The sequence below is a fragment of the Pseudoalteromonas sp. J2K-J031 genome (assembly GCF_058197095.2).
The window spans coordinates 587,088-605,388 of the sequence record NZ_CM200280.1; the positions used below are offsets into that span (position 1 = coordinate 587,088).

15 protein-coding genes are annotated in these 18,301 nt (G+C 41.7%); 8 read left to right on the forward strand and 7 right to left on the reverse strand.

The window, feature by feature from the left end; genetic code table 11:
• The first annotated feature begins 22 nt into the window (after positions 1-22).
• The gene (rlmF, locus tag AC3KZC_RS19865) at positions 23-958 is read left to right on the forward strand and encodes a 23S rRNA (adenine(1618)-N(6))-methyltransferase RlmF (RefSeq protein WP_490579390.1); all 936 of its coding nucleotides are present in this window, start codon (positions 23-25) and stop codon (positions 956-958) included.
• A gap of 3 nt (positions 959-961) precedes the next feature.
• Positions 962-1,345 (forward strand): SMU1112c/YaeR family gloxylase I-like metalloprotein, encoded by a 384-nt coding sequence (gene gloA2 / locus AC3KZC_RS19870; RefSeq protein ID WP_490579391.1) that lies wholly within the window; start codon positions 962-964, stop codon positions 1,343-1,345.
• 12 nt (positions 1,346-1,357) lie between these two features.
• Here the strand turns inward: gloA2 and AC3KZC_RS19875 are convergent, their stop codons facing one another.
• From AC3KZC_RS19875 to AC3KZC_RS19890, 4 genes are all read right to left on the reverse strand, one after another.
• Positions 1,358-2,524 (reverse strand): carboxylesterase family protein, encoded by a 1,167-nt coding sequence (locus tag AC3KZC_RS19875; protein WP_490579392.1) that lies wholly within the window; start codon positions 2,522-2,524, stop codon positions 1,358-1,360.
• 3 nt (positions 2,525-2,527) lie between these two features.
• Positions 2,528-3,211, reverse strand: a complete 684-nt coding sequence (locus AC3KZC_RS19880; protein WP_490579393.1) for a substrate-binding periplasmic protein — start codon at positions 3,209-3,211, stop codon at positions 2,528-2,530.
• Positions 3,212-3,467: 256 nt separating this feature from the next.
• On the reverse strand, positions 3,468-4,064 hold the full coding sequence (locus AC3KZC_RS19885) for a thymidine kinase (RefSeq protein WP_490579394.1): 597 nt from the start codon (positions 4,062-4,064) through the stop codon (positions 3,468-3,470).
• Between the two features lie 111 nt (positions 4,065-4,175).
• The gene (locus tag AC3KZC_RS19890) at positions 4,176-5,546 is read right to left on the reverse strand and encodes a DUF4397 domain-containing protein (protein WP_490579395.1); all 1,371 of its coding nucleotides are present in this window, start codon (positions 5,544-5,546) and stop codon (positions 4,176-4,178) included.
• An 801-nt stretch (positions 5,547-6,347) separates the two neighbouring features.
• Here AC3KZC_RS19890 and AC3KZC_RS19895 point away from each other — a divergent pair.
• The 4 genes from AC3KZC_RS19895 (at position 6,348) to AC3KZC_RS19910 (ending at position 12,150) form a co-directional block, all read left to right on the forward strand.
• Positions 6,348-6,896: a GAF domain-containing protein gene (locus AC3KZC_RS19895; protein ID WP_490579396.1), complete on the forward strand. Its 549-nt coding sequence runs from the start codon at positions 6,348-6,350 to the stop codon at positions 6,894-6,896.
• Positions 6,897-7,414: 518 nt separating this feature from the next.
• A complete protein-coding gene (locus tag AC3KZC_RS19900) occupies positions 7,415-8,494 on the forward strand; it encodes a DUF418 domain-containing protein (protein ID WP_490579397.1) in 1,080 nt (359 codons plus the stop codon).
• Between the two features lie 451 nt (positions 8,495-8,945).
• The gene (locus AC3KZC_RS19905; protein ID WP_490579398.1) at positions 8,946-10,397 is read left to right on the forward strand and encodes a chitinase; all 1,452 of its coding nucleotides are present in this window, start codon (positions 8,946-8,948) and stop codon (positions 10,395-10,397) included.
• Between the two features lie 244 nt (positions 10,398-10,641).
• The gene (locus tag AC3KZC_RS19910; protein WP_490579399.1) at positions 10,642-12,150 is read left to right on the forward strand and encodes a polysaccharide deacetylase family protein; all 1,509 of its coding nucleotides are present in this window, start codon (positions 10,642-10,644) and stop codon (positions 12,148-12,150) included.
• Between the two features lie 128 nt (positions 12,151-12,278).
• Here the strand turns inward: AC3KZC_RS19910 and dld are convergent, their stop codons facing one another.
• From dld to AC3KZC_RS19925, 3 genes are all read right to left on the reverse strand, one after another.
• Complete coding sequence (gene dld / locus AC3KZC_RS19915; protein WP_490579400.1) at positions 12,279-13,967, reverse strand: D-lactate dehydrogenase; 1,689 nt, start codon at positions 13,965-13,967, stop codon at positions 12,279-12,281.
• A gap of 15 nt (positions 13,968-13,982) precedes the next feature.
• Positions 13,983-14,381 (reverse strand): ribbon-helix-helix domain-containing protein, encoded by a 399-nt coding sequence (locus AC3KZC_RS19920; RefSeq protein ID WP_490579401.1) that lies wholly within the window; start codon positions 14,379-14,381, stop codon positions 13,983-13,985.
• Positions 14,382-14,445: 64 nt separating this feature from the next.
• Positions 14,446-15,003, reverse strand: coding sequence for a DJ-1/PfpI family protein (locus tag AC3KZC_RS19925; protein ID WP_490579402.1), 558 nt, complete (start codon positions 15,001-15,003; stop codon positions 14,446-14,448).
• A gap of 1,491 nt (positions 15,004-16,494) precedes the next feature.
• Here AC3KZC_RS19925 and AC3KZC_RS19930 point away from each other — a divergent pair.
• Together AC3KZC_RS19930 and AC3KZC_RS19935 are read left to right on the forward strand one after the other, a co-directional pair.
• Positions 16,495-17,169, forward strand: coding sequence for a hypothetical protein (locus AC3KZC_RS19930; protein ID WP_490580447.1), 675 nt, complete (start codon positions 16,495-16,497; stop codon positions 17,167-17,169).
• 270 nt (positions 17,170-17,439) lie between these two features.
• Complete coding sequence (locus AC3KZC_RS19935; protein ID WP_490580448.1) at positions 17,440-18,141, forward strand: hypothetical protein; 702 nt, start codon at positions 17,440-17,442, stop codon at positions 18,139-18,141.
• The last annotated feature ends 160 nt before the right edge of the window (positions 18,142-18,301 follow it).

The following is an 18,301-nucleotide window of genomic DNA, read 5'->3' on the forward strand; positions in this document are numbered from 1 at the left end:
CTTGTTTGCTATACAGTTTATTATGTCTAAATCTCAACCTTTAAAAACCAACTTACACCCGCGCAATCAACACAATAATGGTTATGATTTTTCGGTCCTTGTACAAACATTGCCACAATTACATGGCTTTATGAGCAAAAATCCACATCAGCAAGACACCATTGATTTTAGCGATCCGCAGGCGGTAAAAATGCTTAATAAAGCGTTGTTGATGCATCATTATAACGTTGAATTTTGGGATATTCCTGATACCTATTTATGCCCACCAATCCCAGGGCGTGTTGATTACCTTCATTATTTAGCTGATTTATTAGCACAAGATAATAACGCCACCATTCCAACGGGCAAAAAAGTATCGGTACTTGATATTGGCACTGGGGCAAACTTGGTTTACCCCCTCACAGGCCAAAGTGAATATGGTTGGCAATTTGTCGGTTCGGATATCGACCCCGTCTCACTCAAAGTTGCCAAACAAATTAGCCAGTTTAATAAATTACCCATTAAGTTACGGGCGCAAAAAAATGCAGATAATATCTTTCACTCGGTAATAAACGATAAAGATTTATTTTGTCTAACGCTTTGTAATCCGCCGTTTCACTCATCACCCGAGCAAGCCTTACAGGGTACACAGCGAAAATGGCAAAACCTCGGGCACACAGCTAAAAACAACCTCAATTTTGGTGGCCAGAATGCCGAATTATGGTGCGAAGGGGGCGAATTAGCCTTTATCAAAACCATGATCTCTGAAAGTGCCGATTACCAAGACCAAGTTGTTTGGTTTAGCTCTCTCGTGTCGAAAAAAGAGCACCTAGCCCCTTTGCAAAAACATTTAACACGCTACCCTGTTGCAGAGGTGAAAATAGTTGAAATGGCACAAGGGCAAAAAGTAAGCCGCTTTATTGCTTGGAGTTATTTTAATCGCGAAGAGCGAAGCACCATACTGGCAGAGCTCGCTTAAACCATGTTACAAGCGATTCACCATGCTGCAATTATTTGCAGCGATTATGCGACATCAAAACATTTTTATTGCGAAGTTTTACAATTAAACGTTATCGCAGAGCATTTTCGCAGCAATAGGCAATCGTATAAATTAGATTTAGCGCTCCCCAATGGCGGTCAAATTGAGCTTTTTTCATTTGCCAATCCGCCAAAGCGGCCAAGTTACCCCGAAGCCTGTGGCTTACGGCACTTGGCGTTTTTAGTGGATGATATTGACGAAGTTGTGGCGCATTTAACACGTCATCAAGTTGAAGTTGAACCCATTCGTATCGATGAATATACCGCGAAACGTTTTACTTTTTTTGCCGATCCCGATGGTTTACCCTTAGAATTGTACGAAAAATAACACCAGCTTAAATTATTGCACATGCAGCTTGAGCTCTGCGCCATATAACTGCGCAATATCACGATCAACCTGATACCACTTGGTTAAAATCGCGTTATCGAACTGTACTTTACCTTGAAAAATGACCTTATTGTTATTTTCAATCCTGATCGCTTGGCTAAAATCGAATTGCTCAGGCGAAAGCAATAAGGTCAATTGACTTATATGCTCAGTCGTCATAACAATCCGATTACCTTGTTGAACTAACGAGATGAATTTTGCATCATCAGTTGGCTGCACTTCATCAATAATTAGCCAATGAAAACGGGGATAGCTCAATTGTGCATCCACCTCCCAATAAAACCGCTCTGGATACGGGTTTCGTTTTTCATTTTTAACAAAATCAATCACTTTATCTCGGTATTGTTCATACCAAGTCACAGTATGTGTTGCCCCTTCGACAGAAATAAATTCAACCGATGCACCGGCTTTACGTAAATGCGACACGAATGGCTCAATATTTTTGCTCGGGTACAGTTGGTCGCGCGATGCATTAATAATAAGCCAAGGTTTATTAACCAGATTACTTAAAAATGAGCTGTGCTCGGCGCCGTTTTGTGGCGAAAGCACAAAAGGAGAAGCTATGATTGGAATAAATCCCGCAAATTGGGTTGGATTGTGTGCAGCGAAATAATAAACACCGTGACCACCATCAGATACACCATGTAAAAATACCCGATTGGTATCAATAGGATATCTCGCTTTTAAGTCCTCAATAATCTGATGAATATTATCAACTTGCGCCGTTGTCCACCACATCGCTTTTTTCCAGCCCATCGGAAAAACATTAATACTGTGTGGTAAAGCAAGTGCCGCTAAATAAGGGTCAAGGGCTTGTTTTTGCCGCCCTTTATCTCGGCTGACTAAACCATGCAAAAAAATATGGACTGGGTAAATATGCTTATCTGAGTAATTTGGCGGTATATCAAGGGCATAATAAAATTTAGTGCCGACGTCATTAATTCGGGTATGGTAACTGCGCCCAACAGGCACGTCACTGTTGTATGTTAACTGTGCGATAAGCTTTTGTTTTTCAATCTCAAAAGCGGTTAAATTAGGCGCTAATCCACTGGCGCATACCGCGTTAAAACAACCAAAGCAAAAACCAATAAACACGAATCGATAAATATTGTTTAACACAGCTTAAAACAACCCTAATTGGCCATCAGCTTTCATTTTTATAAAAATATCAGTGAGTTGTTCAGCGATCAGATGGTGTTCTTTATTTAACCAAAGGTAAAACTTTACATCGCCTAGTTCCAGCGGTTTTTCTTCGACATTGGTAATATTATGTTTTTCCATTAACAGCGCAGCATATTGAGGGGTTGATAACGCGACATCTACTTTATCTTTCGAAACCAGAATAAAACAATGCTCCCAACTGAGTAACTCTACCTTTTTAAACGGGTATATATTTCGAAGATCATCAACCAATTTAGCCCCTCGTACCGTCGCAACAGTCGAGTTTATAAGCGCTTCATAAGTATCGATCTTTTTTGATTTAAGCGCATATGCGCGCATTTTTACAGTACCAAGTGGCTCTGCTACAGCAATAAAATCAGGCACGTAATTGCTATACTCTCCGGTGCGTATTAAATCACCATCCACCCGATTAGCATTTGCTTCACGCGTTCCACGTCCTGTTGGCACTTCGACATACGTGATTGTAATGCCAAGCTCCTTAAACGCTTGGCTGACATTGCTTTCTAAAAAAGGAAAGATTTGTTTTATTTCAGGCGCAACAGAAAGAGCCAGTGTGGTTTGTGCCATACACAGCGAGCTCATTGTTAAACACAAGCTCAAGCAACCTTTTAAAAACCACCCCATATTGCATCCTTTTTTACGGTTCAGCCAAAAGTATGGAATATTTATCAAAAAGTGCAATCAACAATATGCCAATAAGTTGAGCCACAGTATTTTATTAAGACATTGAATTACAATAGCAAATAGCATGTAAGCTAGGCATCAGCAGGCTAGCAAAAGCGGCCTCTGCCAAGCAGGTATTGAGTCGCCAACTCATTGCGGCTAGATGAATTTAACAGTTAAGATTTATAACTTAAATGCGCAGAATTTTGCCCTTAATTTAACCTTTAACTGGCGTTGCATGTTCCAATGCGTATTTATAATGCAAACGGCAAACCGATACATACCGCTCATTGCCACCTATTTCGACTTGCTCGCCATCTGCAATAGCAATACCTTGCTCATCAGTACGCAGCACCATGTTGGCTTTACGACCACAATGGCACACTGTTTTAAGCTCAATCAGCTTATCGGCCCACGCAAGTAAATATTGTGCGCCGATAAAAAGCTCGCCCCTAAAATCGGTTCTAAGACCATAACATAAAACGGGAATATCCAGCTTATCAACTACATCAGTTAGTTCATTGACTTGGGCTTTGGTTAAAAATTGGCTTTCATCAATCAACACACAGTCAATTTTTTTAGCCCTGTGCAAAGCATCTATTGCTGCATACATATCTGTTTGAGGTGCAAATAATTGCGCTTTGGCACTTAAACCAATGCGTGAACTAACCAGACCTTGACCATAACGCGTATCAATGGCGGCGGTATAAATGAGTGGATTCATACCTCGCTCTTGATAGTTAAAAGAGGATTGTAATAATGTCGTCGACTTACCTGCGTTCATTGCAGAATAATAAAAATACAGCTGGGCCAAGGTGATCACTCAGTTTATTCAAAGTGCCACGATGCTACAGAATAACGCGGATAAATAAAAGCAAGTGATCAGACTCCGCTGCACCACCTGCCTTTAAAAAGGTGTTAAAACTTAAAAATCATCCATCGTTATCAAACTCAATGGTAAGCCACCACCGACTGACTCAACCGCTGCGGCACTGTAAATTTTACCGCCTTCAAATGTCAGCATCAGTGGGCCAATTGCAGCGTCTTTGGTACCTGCAACCGTAGCCGTTACGTAATAAGTACCAGGCGTTAAGCTGACATAGCCCGTTTCAGCTTTAAAAGGCACATTGCTAAATGCTGCGGTATCATCGCTGATATCACTATCGGCTGTGACATACAAATCGACCTTCGGTGCATTAGGCGCAGCATGAAAAATACGCACTTTAGCTTCAGTTGCAACGCGTCTTGGCATATCAACTACCGGCCAAGCCGCTTGGCTATTGTCGGCAAGTTGCCCTGCAACAAGTACCGAATAATGCATGCCTTTTTCTAATGTCACATCCGCATCTACCACATAAGTACCAACCGCAGCACTGGGTTCAACTTTAAAATTATGGCTGGTTGAAGCAAGAGGAAGATAGTCACTTACCGATTTAAATGGCACATCACTTAGCGCTGTAATGGTATCGTCAACCACCAAGTTAACAGCTGGCGCATCGGCCACCGCATGAATGGCTCGAACATGACTTGAGGCGTTTTTATCCAAAATAACCCCCGTCGATTCAGTGCCCTGAGCAAGTAACATCACCGGCGATGTCCCCGTTTTGGTATTTGGTACTGCAACCACTAATAAATCGGTGCCTTCACCTAGCGCTAATGTGCCAGAATCATACACTACGTCTTTTTGACCCGTTAAGGTAATACGCACTTGGTAATCACCAACAGGTACATCAAGTGCATCGCTGTAAGTTTTATAAGCAACATTACTCAGTAAAGGGCTTTCATTACTTAAGGCAACATCTGGTGGGGTCACGTAAACATCGACTTGTGGTACATCGGGCGCACCATGAAGCACTTGCAAGCGTACGTTACCGCTGGCAAGTTCAGCCACGCTTCGACTGATCACTAAAGGCTCAAGGGTTGCTTGGGCCACGCTTCCTAATGCCACCACTGAATATTGTTTATTACCCATTAAATCTAAATCAACAGGCCCAATCACAGTTGCGCTTTCAGAAGGCAAAACTGCGTCGACGGCTATGTTGTAGCTTTTGGCATCAAGCTCAAAAAATGTTGAACCTACAGCATAGTCGGCACCTTCAACCACAATGCTATTGTTTACTTTTACATTAACTAGTGGTGCATCTGCTGATGCATGCAGTACGCGTAAGTATGTTTTAGCAACGGGTGGTGCAGGAGGAGCTGTTTCTACTTCGACCTTTTTGTTATCGTCATCATTACATGCAACTAACGCGGTCGCTAAAGCGATCAGGCCGATATTCTTAGCTATCTTTTTCATTGTTTGCCTATCCATTAAGTATGTAAAAAAATCATTAATAGATACGCCTGTTTTTTTATTCAGATCAGAATCGAGTGTCTATTTTTTATTCTAAAAAAGAATAATATCTTTAAAAATGGCTATTAAAAAATCACTTTTTACTTTTTATTCCTGCTATAACTACTTTATATTTGAACGATAAACTCGCTGTTGTGTTTGTTTTAGATAACATTTTTAGTTCTTAACACTTTCTTAATAAAACATTGTTAACGTTTTATTATCGGCACTCATTAAGTTCATTATGTTAAAAAATAATCGCTACATCCTGTTTTTTATTGAACCGAGTATTTACAGGCACGAGCTTGGCCCACTCTAATGACACTTCAACACAACTAAATACACTGTGAAAAATGCATCAGGGGAAAAAGCGATTTATCTCGATTTTTCGGCATCGTGGTGTAGGCAGTGTAAAAAGTCTTTCCCTTGGATGAATCAGATGCAAGCTCGATATACCCCGATGGTTTTACCGTCATTACGATCAATCTAAAGAAGTACTGCTTGCGAATGAATTTTTAGCAACCCATCCAACTAACTTTTCAGCTGTATATGAGCTCGATGACATATTAACAAGCAATGTAAATTAATCGGCATCCCAAGCAGCTAGCCTATTGGCCGATCGATCCGATAATCTGGTCACCTTAAAATAGATAGTTCGTTCCCATATACTTGTATTACTTACTAAATGTAGATTTTTATATATGTAACGTGCAGAGTGTTCTAAGATTAAAGAATAAAATCGCTTTACGATGAGAATGTGCGTATATGGATACAATTGCTACTCTAACAATTAAACTCAGCAATCCCAATTTATCAATGAGTGATAAATTAAAAGCAATTTGTCGTACTATTAAACACGCTGTGCCCAATGCCAGTCGAGTGAGTTTGTGGTCATTTAATGATTCGTTCGATAAAATTTTTTGTTTAATGAGCCAAGACAACAGTTTAAAATTTCAATTTGGCCAACAACTGTATAAAGCTGATTTCACACCTTATTTTAATTTTATTTTGAATGATCGGGTACTTAATGCCAGCGATGCACGTAACCATCCTGTGACATCCTGCTTTACAACTAGCTATTTTGAACCGCTGAATATTTACTCCTTACTCGATTTAATCTTTCACGATGATTTTGCCCCAGTTGGTATTATTTGCTGTGAGCATCTTGATGAAGTAATTGAGTGGCAAGAGCAAGATATTGTCTCTTTACAACGCATTGCCAGCATTACTACGCTTTTTTTTGCCAAAGAAATAAAATGTGTGAGCTGTAACGAAAACGACATCATCGCCACGCTCACCAATGAACAGCTTTAAACTTTTAGTAGCTAACCACCTAACAGATTACGCAACACGATAAACACGTATTATTACCCTATTTGGCAAGCCGCGCATGGAGGACTTTAATCACTTAGTGTCAAAAACGCAGTAATACCAATCACGATAAGTAAGTGATCAAAAATAGCGTAGGAAAAACGCTTGAGAACAAGGCATATTTTTTCGATAAGTCGTTATTCTACAATCAAAAAATATAACGAAGTTATCGAGTGTTTTAACAAGCTAGGGTGATCAGTTATTTATTACGATTGGTATAATTAGCGCTTGTTTCATCTTGACCGCATCATGGAACGAATAACCTTTACGTGTATTTTTTCGCCACATCAACATTACCATTTGCAACATGACATACAGCTGCAAATCGAGCAGTGTCATCAATATTACCGTTTTCACAAAGAGCTAAGATCAAATCATTAATATCAATACATTTTATTACACTTTGTGGTTATTGATTCTGCTATTCTTTTTGCGCTTTTTGACCAACTAAGGAACAGTGCATGTCAACTAAAAATCGGGTTCTTGGCTTTGATATCGCACGCGCTCTGGCTATTTTTGGCATGGTGATTGTCAACTTCAAAATAGCTATGGCGGCAGATACAGGTTCAGCATTTTGGTTAGGGTTTGCCAGCTTATTTGAAGGGCGAGCCTCGGCTTTATTTGTCATCCTCGCAGGCATTGGCATCAGTTTAATGAGTGCTAAAACACGACGTTCACCCACTGCAGCAGCAATAACATTAACCCAAAAAAGCTTACTTAAACGCGCAGCACTGTTGTTTATTATTGGCATTGCTTATACCCCCATTTGGCCTGCCGATATTTTGCATTTTTATGGCGTTTATTTTGTGATTGCTGCCGCCCTGTGTTTTAGCTCCAATCGCACTTTAGTACTTGCTTGTATTGGTTTTATTACTGGCTTTATTGCGCTGATGCTATTACTTGATTACAACCAAGGCTGGCAGTGGAGCACCCTTACCTATACCGATTTATGGACATGGCAAGGCATGCTGCGCCATTTGGTATTTAACGGCTTTCATCCGGTATTTCCTTGGTGTGCCTTTTTATTGTTTGGCATGTGGTTAGGTCGCCAGCCGCTCACCCAACCGAGCACGCAAAAACAACTAGCAAAAACAGCTTTTATTGTACTTGTCAGTGTTGAAACGGGCCTTTTTTTAATGCGTTACCTTGCTGTTGAGCATTTACATATATCACCAGAAGTTACCCAGCAACTCCTCACCAGCCGTATTATTCCACCTTTGCCGCAATACATGGTGTCAGCTGCAAGCTCTGCAGTCTTAATTTTAATGGCATGTTTATGGGTAGGTGAACATTATCAAAAACACAGGTTAAGCCAATCGCTTTATCGTACTGGGCAATTGTCATTAACCTTGTATATTGCCCATGTGATAGTTGGCATGGGAACGCTAGAAGCCTTTAACTTATTAAGCGGTCAGGTAATAGAAACGGCCCTATTAAGTGCGCTTATCTATTGCGTTGGCGCGACCATGTTTAGTGTCGTGTGGCTACACTTTTTCAAATTAGGGCCATGCGAATGGCTGTTTAAAAAAATAGCCAGCTAGCTAACCAAGGTACTGAATAATAAATCGATTTCAGGTTACTTTATTCAATGCTGTCGCGCTAAATTAACGCTTGAACGCACAAGGGGTGAGGTGCTTATCATCAATGCTCGCCCCACTATTGATATAAAAATGATACAAAAAACTTAAAATTAACACGCGCTCAATTCATTGCAAAAAACACAGTTAACTCGCCAAAACAGCAAAAAACCAATATAAACACATTAAGTGCAGCGAAAAAGCATAAAATACAATTTACATGCTCAGCACAGCGAATTTTCATCAAGTATCAGCAACATATTTTCTACCCTAGCCCATATTAAAAAACATAAATCCCTAAAACAGGTATTGACAGCGATGTCAAAAATAAACATCATATTTACAAGTTATACAAAATAATCACTTCTCTTGGTTGTGTTTTGTTTATTGCAATGGTTTTATAAGGAATAACGTCATGTTTAAACCCAAGCTTATTAGCGTAGTTATCGGCTCATTGGTGTCGGCCCATTGTTTAGCCATGACGCCCCAAACCGACCCTGATAACCCCAATGGTTACATAGTGTCACGTGCTCAAATCAATGCCGCCCAAGATGCTAAAACCCCAAACCCAATGTATGATATTTGGGCCAAAGCCCTTGAAACTCGCGCCAATAGCATAGTTGAAGCCATTCGCCCTGGTTTGGCGAGCAACCCTGAAAACGTAAAGCGAGTTGAGCGGGTTTTTCCACAATCTGAGTGGGATTTTTTAACCCAAATGGCGGCACCCGAATATACCTATACGCGCTTTTTACAAGCAATTGGCAAGTTTTCGGCCTTTTGTGGCGATTATACCGATGGCCGCAACGCCGATGCCATTTGTAAAAAATCAATTGTCACCGCATTTGCCCATTTTTCGCAAGAAACAGGCGGTCATATTGCAAAAACGAATACTTCCGATAATCCAAATGGCTTAGAAGAATGGCAGCAAGCACTGGTGCATGTGCGCGAAATGGGTTGGTCAGAAGGGCAACCGGGTTACACCACCGGCTGTGGGCAAAACGATTGGCAAAATAAACGTTGGCCATGTGCCACAGGCCAAGGCTATTTTGGTCGCGGCGCAAAACAGCTGTCTTACCATTTTAATTACGGCATGTTTTCAGAAGTGATGTTTAATGGCGATGCCACGGTTTTACTCAACAACCCAGGCCTAGTGGCCGATTCGTGGTTAAATTTAGCGTCTGCCATTTGGTTTTTCTTAACCCCGCAAGCGCCAAAACCGGCCATGCTTCATGTGATCGATCGCACTTGGACACCGTCACAACGCGAACAAGATGCCGGCATCGGTTATGGCTTTGGTACAACCATTAACGTGATCAACGGCGGCATTGAGTGCGGCGCACAAAATAAAACTAAAGGTCAGCCTGTTAATCGCATTCGATACTGGGAAGGACTGGCGCACTTTTATAACGTACCTGTTGAAACCGACGAAGAAAATACCTGCTGGCAACAAACCCCTTACGGCAGTCTTAATTTAAATGGTGCAACGGATGTGCTTTACACCAACTGGGATGGCAATTGGAAATACTATGCCGATCGCCCAGGCGGTTTCTCATTTGAATGTGAGTTAGTGGGCTTTCAAACCGCATACTCAGCCCTAGTACCGGGCGATTACGAAAAATGCGTCACTAATTTTTATGGCTCACATGCTAGCTGGCCAGCTATTCGCGTGGTAGATGCAGACCTCACCCCACCGCCAGTTGAAATGCCTCCGGTCGGTGGCATTGCACCGTGGATTGCTACCAAAGTGTATCTCAAAGGTGATAAAGCCAGCGTAACCGTAAATGGCGTCACCACCCACTACCAAGCAAAATGGTGGACACAAGGTGATAACCCAGCAGCGCAAGGCCCTTGGGCTGCATTGCCATAACAAGTTTTAAAAAATCCCCCTAAGGTTTTTTATAAGCCAAAACCGCAGCTTGCTGCGGTTTTTTTATTATCGAGTATTGAGGTTTATTGCCCCTTTGCCTGCTGATTTAAACATCACTAACAATCATCCAAACACGCAATCAAAAACATCCCCTTTTCTAGCACATTAATATTTTTCATATGAAAAACAACATAATAACCAGTAAGGTACACACTCAAATGGACCCTACTGCCAAGGATTAATTATGCTATGCCATCAACCCATTCGCTTTTATTTGTTCATGTTGCTAAGTGCCGTAGTACTTGGTGGTTGCGGGGGGGCGGGATCGAGTGAGTCAACAACGGTTAATACATCGCCAGTCATCACTAAACCTACACCATTAGTTGTTGATAACATTAGCTATACAGTTTGGCCGCACAGCGAGCTCAGCGTGTATATCTCTGATGACAGCCTAGCACCCGCCGACAACCCTTTCATGCTGGCGTTAATGGCCGATATTAAAACACTGAGCGAACCTTTTGCAGTCCATCAACGCCCTTGGCTCGTGCATTTAAGTGATAACAACCAAACAATTACCACCCAACATGCGTATTTTTATTTACCGATTAACAGCGCCGCGAATGACAGCGAGCGTCAAACACAACTTTTAAGCCAATTAATCTTAACTAAGCGCCAACAGCAGCACACTGCCAATACGCCTTTGCAATTAAGTGATGTGCTAATTAGCCAAGCGCTGGCACATTTAATTGCCGAACAATACTTTGACCTTGATAATCAATACCAAAGCTTCTCAACCACGCAAGACGATTTTACCGATTTAAAAGCAGAGCTAACCGCGCCATCAAGCACCGCTTTTAATCCAAACTCGCGCTGGTTAATCGGCGATGCAACGCTCACCCAAGGCTCAGGCATTGCATTGATGCAACACGCACTGTTGCACACCATCAAAAACTACCCAGGCAGTGACTTGGTGAGCATTTCAACCTTGCCACTTGGCTCTTTTTTACCATTTTTAGCAAAAGAACCTGCACAGCTTTCCCAAGTAAGCGAAGTGCGCCTGCGCACGCCTGACATCAGTGAATACGACCAAGTCCCCGCGAGCGAAATGCACCAGCTACAACAAAGCCATAGCAGCTATTATCTACATGGTTTACACGATAAAAAAGAAGTCGCACTGAGTTTTGACGATGGCCCATCGGCCTACACAGCTCAGGTGCTAGAAGTGCTGGCAAAACACCAAATACACGCCACCTTTTTTGTACTTGGGCAAAATATTCAAAACCGAACTGCCGATTTAATTGCCATTGACCAACAAGGCCACCTTATCGGCAACCACAGCTACCGCCATACCGACAGCAGTACCATTAGCGACAACACCCTGTTATGGCAAAACGAAATCGCCAATACCAACGACATCATTTATAACCTCATTGGTTATGCGCCAAGGCTGTTTCGCCCACCTTATGGTCGCATTCGGGGCGATCAAATCGACTACTTAACAAAACGGGGGATGCGCACTATTAATTGGTCCATTGATACCCGTGATTGGCACACACAGGTGGTCAATCAGCAAGACATTGAATTTGCCGCCAGCCACTACAGCCATCCCGAAGCGGTAATTTTAATGCACGATGGCGGCGGCAACCGCAGTAATACCGTCGCCGCGCTTGATAAAATCATCAGCCATTATAAAAGTGAAGGGTATCGCTTTGTTACTTTAGATGTGTTGTTTGGCATTGGTAAAGCGCGCTAATTTGACCTTACTTGCAAACGCTAAGCGGGCTTTTGCCCGATAATTTACAAGCTTTAGGCAAACAGCACCGCGCAGCTTGCCTTAGTTAACCTGAGCTCAGGTTAGTTAGCCCAATCGCAACTGCGAGATTACTCGGCGTAATCTCGTTTTTTAGACATGCCGCCAATGCCAGCATTTAAACTATTGGTTGGATCAAGGGCACGGTAATTTTCGGCCAAAGCAGGTTTGGCATGATAATGATGCCCCACGTTATGCTCTGCAGGATATTGCGCACCCCGCTCTTCTAACAGCGCAAGTAAAGCGGCTTTTACGGCGTTACAGTCTTCACCTTTGCGCACCAAATAATCTTGATGAAACACATGACACAAAAAGTGGCCGTAATAAAGCTGGCTCACCAGCTTATCTGTGATGCTAGGCGGCAGTTTTTCAAACCAGTCGGTATCGTTGCGTTTTAGTGCGATATCTAGCGCAAGAATATCTTCCACTTCATGGTGGTTTATTTTTGCATACTGCACAGCGGCACCTGCAGCGGCAAAACGCAGCAAATAGGCCGCTTTGGCCTCTTGCGCGGTGCACTCGAAATAATCCAACTGGTGGCTTTTTTTAACGTGTTCAAGTAACTCAATGGTTTGCGGGTAAGCAGCCCCTTTAACGGTCAAAATTAATTGATGTTGATATTGTCGGTTCCACTGCTTTAGCTTTTGCGGTGTTTGGCTTGGGAATAACTTAGCAAGGCGATAAACCCACTTATCAACCGCATTTTTGGGTAAAAAAGGCAGCTTTTGGCACACAGCGTCTAGTTGGCGCTTAATATTAAAAAACTTAGGCAGCCAGTTAGTGCCTAAATGCTTGATTAATAAAACAGTGTCACGGCCGTAATTATCTGCAAGCTCAAAAATATCGTGGTGTAAATACTCAGCATACACCGGCAAGCTTGAGGCTTGCTCTAACAATATTTTGCGTACGGCTTGTAATGCGGCGGTGCAGTCAGTACCTAGGTATAAAGTAAGCTCTTGTTCGTTTTTAGCAAAGGTATCGACACGTACTGCAAAAACAGCCAATTTACCCGCGCAGCCACTGGCTTGGTGTAAACGCCGCGGATCAGCATTAAAACGTGCAGGAGTATCGTCGTTCGTTTTTCGCACCCAGTCGGCATATTCTCGATCGGATGCTTTTTTAGACGTTGTTTTTACATCGTGCTCGCTGTACTTTTTATTTTGCAAATTGCTGAGTATTTGCTCTGGCGTCTCACCTAGGTCAATGTCTAAATTATTAATTAAACTCACACTGCCATCGCTGTTTATTTGCGCATATAAAGCAAGCTCAGTATACGCAGGTCCGCGCTCAACTAAGGCACCGCCTGAGTTATTGCAAACGCCCCCCACAATCGAGGCACCAATGCACGACGACCCAATTACTGAATGAGGCACTCGGCCATAAGGAGCGAGGGCTTTTTCTAACGAAAATAAACTCGCCCCCGGAAACGCAACAATTTGCTGCTGTGCAGGTAATACATGAATATCGCTGATCCGCGTCGTATTAATAATAACCGTATTGCGCTCGCACCCTTGTGTCGGGGTTGACCCCCCCGTTAAACCGGTATTCGCAGCTTGCATAATCACAATAACATTGGCGCTCACACAGGCTTGTAAAATATGCCATTGCTCAAGTAATGTAGCGGGTTTTACCACCGCAAGCGCTGGGCCTTGGCCTTCTCTAAAGCCTTTACGGTAAGGGGCTGTAGCGCGCTCGCTGGTTAATACATAACGAGCGCCAACGATTTCTTTTAAGGATGCGATTAACTGTAACTGCGACATAATTGCTCGATAGTTCTAATTGAGTGAAGACTTTAATGAGGTATCGTTAAATTGGTTTTTACGCACGCTGGCGCGAAGCTTTTCTTGCTCAAGCAAATGTGTTGCATCAACCTCATTTAACGGCAATGCCTCTTCGCGAGTTAAATTACCATCGGCCACAAGCGATAAATAACGTGAACAACACACACGTAAAAAAGAAGTAAAGTTACTAATATCATGATCAGCATCTAGAGACTCAAGATACAACTTAGTGATCATTTGGTTTACGGTCATCTGATCACGAAATGCCACTTCTTCTAAAATATCCCAAAAAAAACCTTCTAAACGGATCGAGGTAACAACACCATCAATACGCAAAGATTTGGTGCGACACGTCCATAAACGGCTATCGGCATTAATAAAAAGTTGGCACATAAAATTAACCTCTAGATACTGATAAATGGTACTGATAAATGGTACTGATAAATGAGTACTGATATTAAAACAACGCCACAAATTGCTGTAACATCGCAGGATGCGCAGGCCATGCCGGTGCTGTAACTAATTTACCATCTGTGATTGCACCGTCCATCGGCAAATCAACATAACTGGCACCCGCCATTTTTACTTCTGGTTGGCAAGCTGGGTAGGCCGATACTTTTTTGCCTTCAATCACACCCGCCGCAGTCAGTAATTGCGGGCCGTGGCAAATTGCAGCAATCGGTTTATCCGCTTTAGCAAAGTATTGAATAATATCAATGACTTTTGGATTCAAACGTAAATACTCGGGCGCACGGCCACCGGGTAAATAAAGGGCATCGTAATCAGCCACATTAAGCTCGGCAAAGGTCGCGTTTAGCGTAAAGTTATGGCCGCGTTTTTCGGTATACGTTTGGTCGCCTTCAAAATCATGAATCGACGTTGCAATTGTATCCCCTGCTTTTTTATCAGGGCACACAGCATCAACAGCGTGCCCCATTGCTAATAAAGCTTGAAAAGGCACCATGTTTTCATAGTCTTCTACAAAATCGCCAGTGATCATAAGTACTTTAGCCATGTTTTGCTCCACAGATTAGTTAGGCTGAATGCGTATTCGCCCGCAACCTAAAGCGCGTTCAAATACAAGAATGTTTAGTAAATCATATACACAGCCACAGCAGGTAATATCCAAATACTACACACCTATTTTAACGAGCGTTTACATAAAAAATAAAAACACCCCTGAACCATGCAAATAGATAAAACTCAATCAAATTAACACTGTTAGCGCACTGGCAACACCCGCCAAAGGGAATTTAAGACACCTGCGTTGATTTTTATATTGCTGTAGGTGCAAGCCTGCTTGCGAAGGCTCGGCAGCCTTTTATAGTTCGGGCTTTAGGCGCTAGATTGTTGCATTGTGATTTTTCACCACAGAGAACGCCGAGGCGCTGCGCTACACCGAGCTTTTGAGTGAAAGGCTGGGTTTTTGTCGTAAAAATTGATTTAAAATTAATGTTCATTTTCAGGGCGTGCTCACAGGGGAATTATTGGCATCGACGTATGTTTTGAGATTGGCGTAGGTGCAAGCCTGCTTGCGAAGGCAAGCAAAGCTCGGCTGCCTTTTATAGTTCAGGCTTTAGGCGCTAGATTGTTGCATTGTGATTTTTCACCACAGAGAACGCCGAGGCGCTGCGCTACACCGAGCTTTTGAGTGAAAGGCTGGGTTTTTGTCGTAAAAATTGATTTAAAATTAATGTTCATTTTCAGGGCGTGCTCACAGGGGAATTATTGGCATCGACGTATGTTTTGAGATTGGCGTAGGTGCAAGCCTGCTTGCGAAGGCAAGCAAAGCTCGGCAGCCTTTTATAGTTCGGGCTTTAGGCGCTAGATTGTTGCATTGTGATTTTTCACCACAGAGGACGCCGAGGCGCTGCGCTACACCGAGCTTTTGAGTGAAAGGCTGGGTTTTTGTCGTAAAAATTGATTTAAAATTAATGTTCATTTTCAGGGCGCGATAACGGGGGAGTTGTTGGCATCGACGTATGTTTTGAGATTGGCGTAGGTGCAAGCCTGCTTGCGAAGGCAAGCAAAGCTCGGCAGCTTTTTCATCGCTATAAAATTGCTTGCTTGTAATAAGTTGTAAGGAAAATAAACTTGTATCTTATTGTCTATTATGAAGTTTATCAGTAACCTTGCTGCTTATTGCACTTAAAAATGTGAAATAGGAGTGAAAGTTAAGTTTTACTTTTTTATGATCAAAGGCAAAAAGAAAGATCAATCCCTATTGATTGTTGCTCTTTAATCATAATGAGAAAGACGGACTGCATGACGAACTTTTTACAATAAATAGTGTACTTACAAACAGTGTTTGATGAAGTGTCCAATAACATTGTTAGTCGCCGTTTTGTCGGATAATAACAACGCAATCTCGATAAACCTCATAATTGCTTGTTTACTATAGATAAAAATGTGTAAATATTGTGGATATGTTTTATACGCCGTTTTGGGGGATTTTATCACCCCATTATGGGATCTAATAAGCTGTTAGTTTTTATTTGGAGTTCCTATGCTGGATTACAGAAAAGTACTAGATCAACTAGACAGTACTTGCCCTGATAGTTTTGATGGTGAAAGGCCATCAAATCTGCTTTGTCTCTCTGTTTCACAACGTTACATCGATTCAGATCTTAAAGTAATGGTTTTTGGGCAAGAGACGAACGACTGGCATGGCTCATATAGTGACAAACATAATGAACAATGGCTTAAAGGCTGCTACGAGGATTTTTTTAATTCTGATTACTGTTTCAGCTATGGAGGTCAATTCTGGAATGGTGTTTCTAGAACAATAGACTTATTGGAATCACGCACAGGTAAGTCCGTTGGGTTGCTCTGGAATAACATTATAAAAATTGGCAAAGAGGGCGAAAAAGGTTTACCAAACCAAACTATTCTGGATTGGCAAGCGGAAGCACTGTCTTTCATTATTGAAGAAATTTCAACCACTAAACCAGATGTCGTTATTTTTTTCTCTGGTCCAAACTACGATAACTTCTTGTGTCAGGTGTTTGAAGATGTAACATTCATGAAGCTTTCAGATAAAACTCCAAGACAGTTATCATTGCTCCAATCGAAACACTTACCTGTAATGTCTTTCAGAACTTACCATCCGAACTATCTATGGAGAAATGACATCAATAGCTATCTTAATGATATTATTGATTTTATCGAAGTTAAAAACTAACAAAGCATTTAAGAGTGATTCGCAACGCTTGGCGTTTTCGCTTCGCTCAAGTATAGCCAAGCGTCGCTCACACCTTAATGCGGCGTTGAGGCTGTAGAATTACTCTTTTTTAAGAAAAACAGGCTGTTATCTGGGTTTCAAATGCATTAGCTAATGCCTTAAATGCGCTTAGAATTGATTACAGGAGCTCGTTTTTTAGTTAAATTTGGCTGTTGGAGTTTTTCTACAGTCTCGTTAGGTACTCTCGTTGTCTTAAGGATGGAGATTCAAATGAACAAACTCGATGATGATATTGGCTCATTTGCAGGTGTATACTCATTATTTGGTGTACTAGATGAATACCATGATAAGCAATATCTCGACAATCTGGAATATAAAAGACGTTCCGAAAAGGAACTGTCTGATTACATTTCATCTGCCCAGAAATCTATGGAAGAAATGGGAGAGGATTACGATTACCACAATTATGATTATGGTGTTGAACGAGAGCTAAGATTTGAAGAAATGGCTGCTAATGCTCAATTTGATTTCTTCAACGAAGCTAAAGAGCTGCATGCGTTAGCGTTGATCGAAATGAAAGTGATGTTTTTATATAAAGAGATAGAGATTCGATTGAAGAAAATAATCTCTACTCATTATTCTCAAAAAACAAGCCAGTTATCAAATCTAAATGCGTTGAATGAATGTTTTAAAAGCAATGGGGTAGTTTTGAAAGAAATAAGTAGCCACCAATTTATTGATGACCTAAGACGAGTTAATAATGACTTAAAACATTCGCTAAAGATTAATGCTTCTAAACATATCAAGGAATTTAAAGGTAAAACAAAATTTGATAGCGAATCATTGGATACATTTTTAAAGTTTGCATCGTATGAAATAGAGTCTTTTTTCAATCTTTTGATTAAAAAAATAAATAAAGAGGATGTTGTTGAGTTGGGTGATAACAGCTTTCTTGGAGATATCCCTTTCTAATCTGGGCGCGCACCTAACAAACGCTTTAACCAAGGGACGCAAAACAGCAGGCTTGCACTCCTTCGTCGCTAATTTTAGCCTGCTATTTTGAGCCGGTTAAGCGAGGCGTTGAGGCTGTAGAATTACTCTTTTTTAAGAAAAACAGGCTGTTATCTGGGTT

Bases quoted from the DNA above. Each gene is read 5' to 3' on its own strand.
- AC3KZC_RS19880 (WP_490579393.1), bottom strand. From the start codon at position 3,211: ATGGGGTGGTTTTTAAAAGGTTGCTTGAGCTTGTGTTTAACAATGAGC.
- gloA2 (WP_490579391.1), top strand. From the start codon at position 962: ATGTTACAAGCGATTCACCATGCTGCAATTATTTGCAGCGATTATGCG.
- dld (WP_490579400.1), bottom strand. From the start codon at position 13,967: ATGTCGCAGTTACAGTTAATCGCATCCTTAAAAGAAATCGTTGGCGCT.
- AC3KZC_RS19935 (WP_490580448.1), top strand. From the start codon at position 17,440: ATGAACAAACTCGATGATGATATTGGCTCATTTGCAGGTGTATACTCA.
- AC3KZC_RS19925 (WP_490579402.1), bottom strand. From the start codon at position 15,003: ATGGCTAAAGTACTTATGATCACTGGCGATTTTGTAGAAGACTATGAA.
- AC3KZC_RS19905 (WP_490579398.1), top strand. From the start codon at position 8,946: ATGTTTAAACCCAAGCTTATTAGCGTAGTTATCGGCTCATTGGTGTCG.
- AC3KZC_RS19930 (WP_490580447.1), top strand. From the start codon at position 16,495: ATGCTGGATTACAGAAAAGTACTAGATCAACTAGACAGTACTTGCCCT.
- rlmF (WP_490579390.1), top strand. From the start codon at position 23: ATGTCTAAATCTCAACCTTTAAAAACCAACTTACACCCGCGCAATCAA.
- AC3KZC_RS19910 (WP_490579399.1), top strand. From the start codon at position 10,642: ATGCTATGCCATCAACCCATTCGCTTTTATTTGTTCATGTTGCTAAGT.
- AC3KZC_RS19900 (WP_490579397.1), top strand. From the start codon at position 7,415: ATGTCAACTAAAAATCGGGTTCTTGGCTTTGATATCGCACGCGCTCTG.
- AC3KZC_RS19920 (WP_490579401.1), bottom strand. From the start codon at position 14,381: ATGTGCCAACTTTTTATTAATGCCGATAGCCGTTTATGGACGTGTCGC.
- AC3KZC_RS19895 (WP_490579396.1), top strand. From the start codon at position 6,348: ATGGATACAATTGCTACTCTAACAATTAAACTCAGCAATCCCAATTTA.
- AC3KZC_RS19890 (WP_490579395.1), bottom strand. From the start codon at position 5,546: ATGAAAAAGATAGCTAAGAATATCGGCCTGATCGCTTTAGCGACCGCG.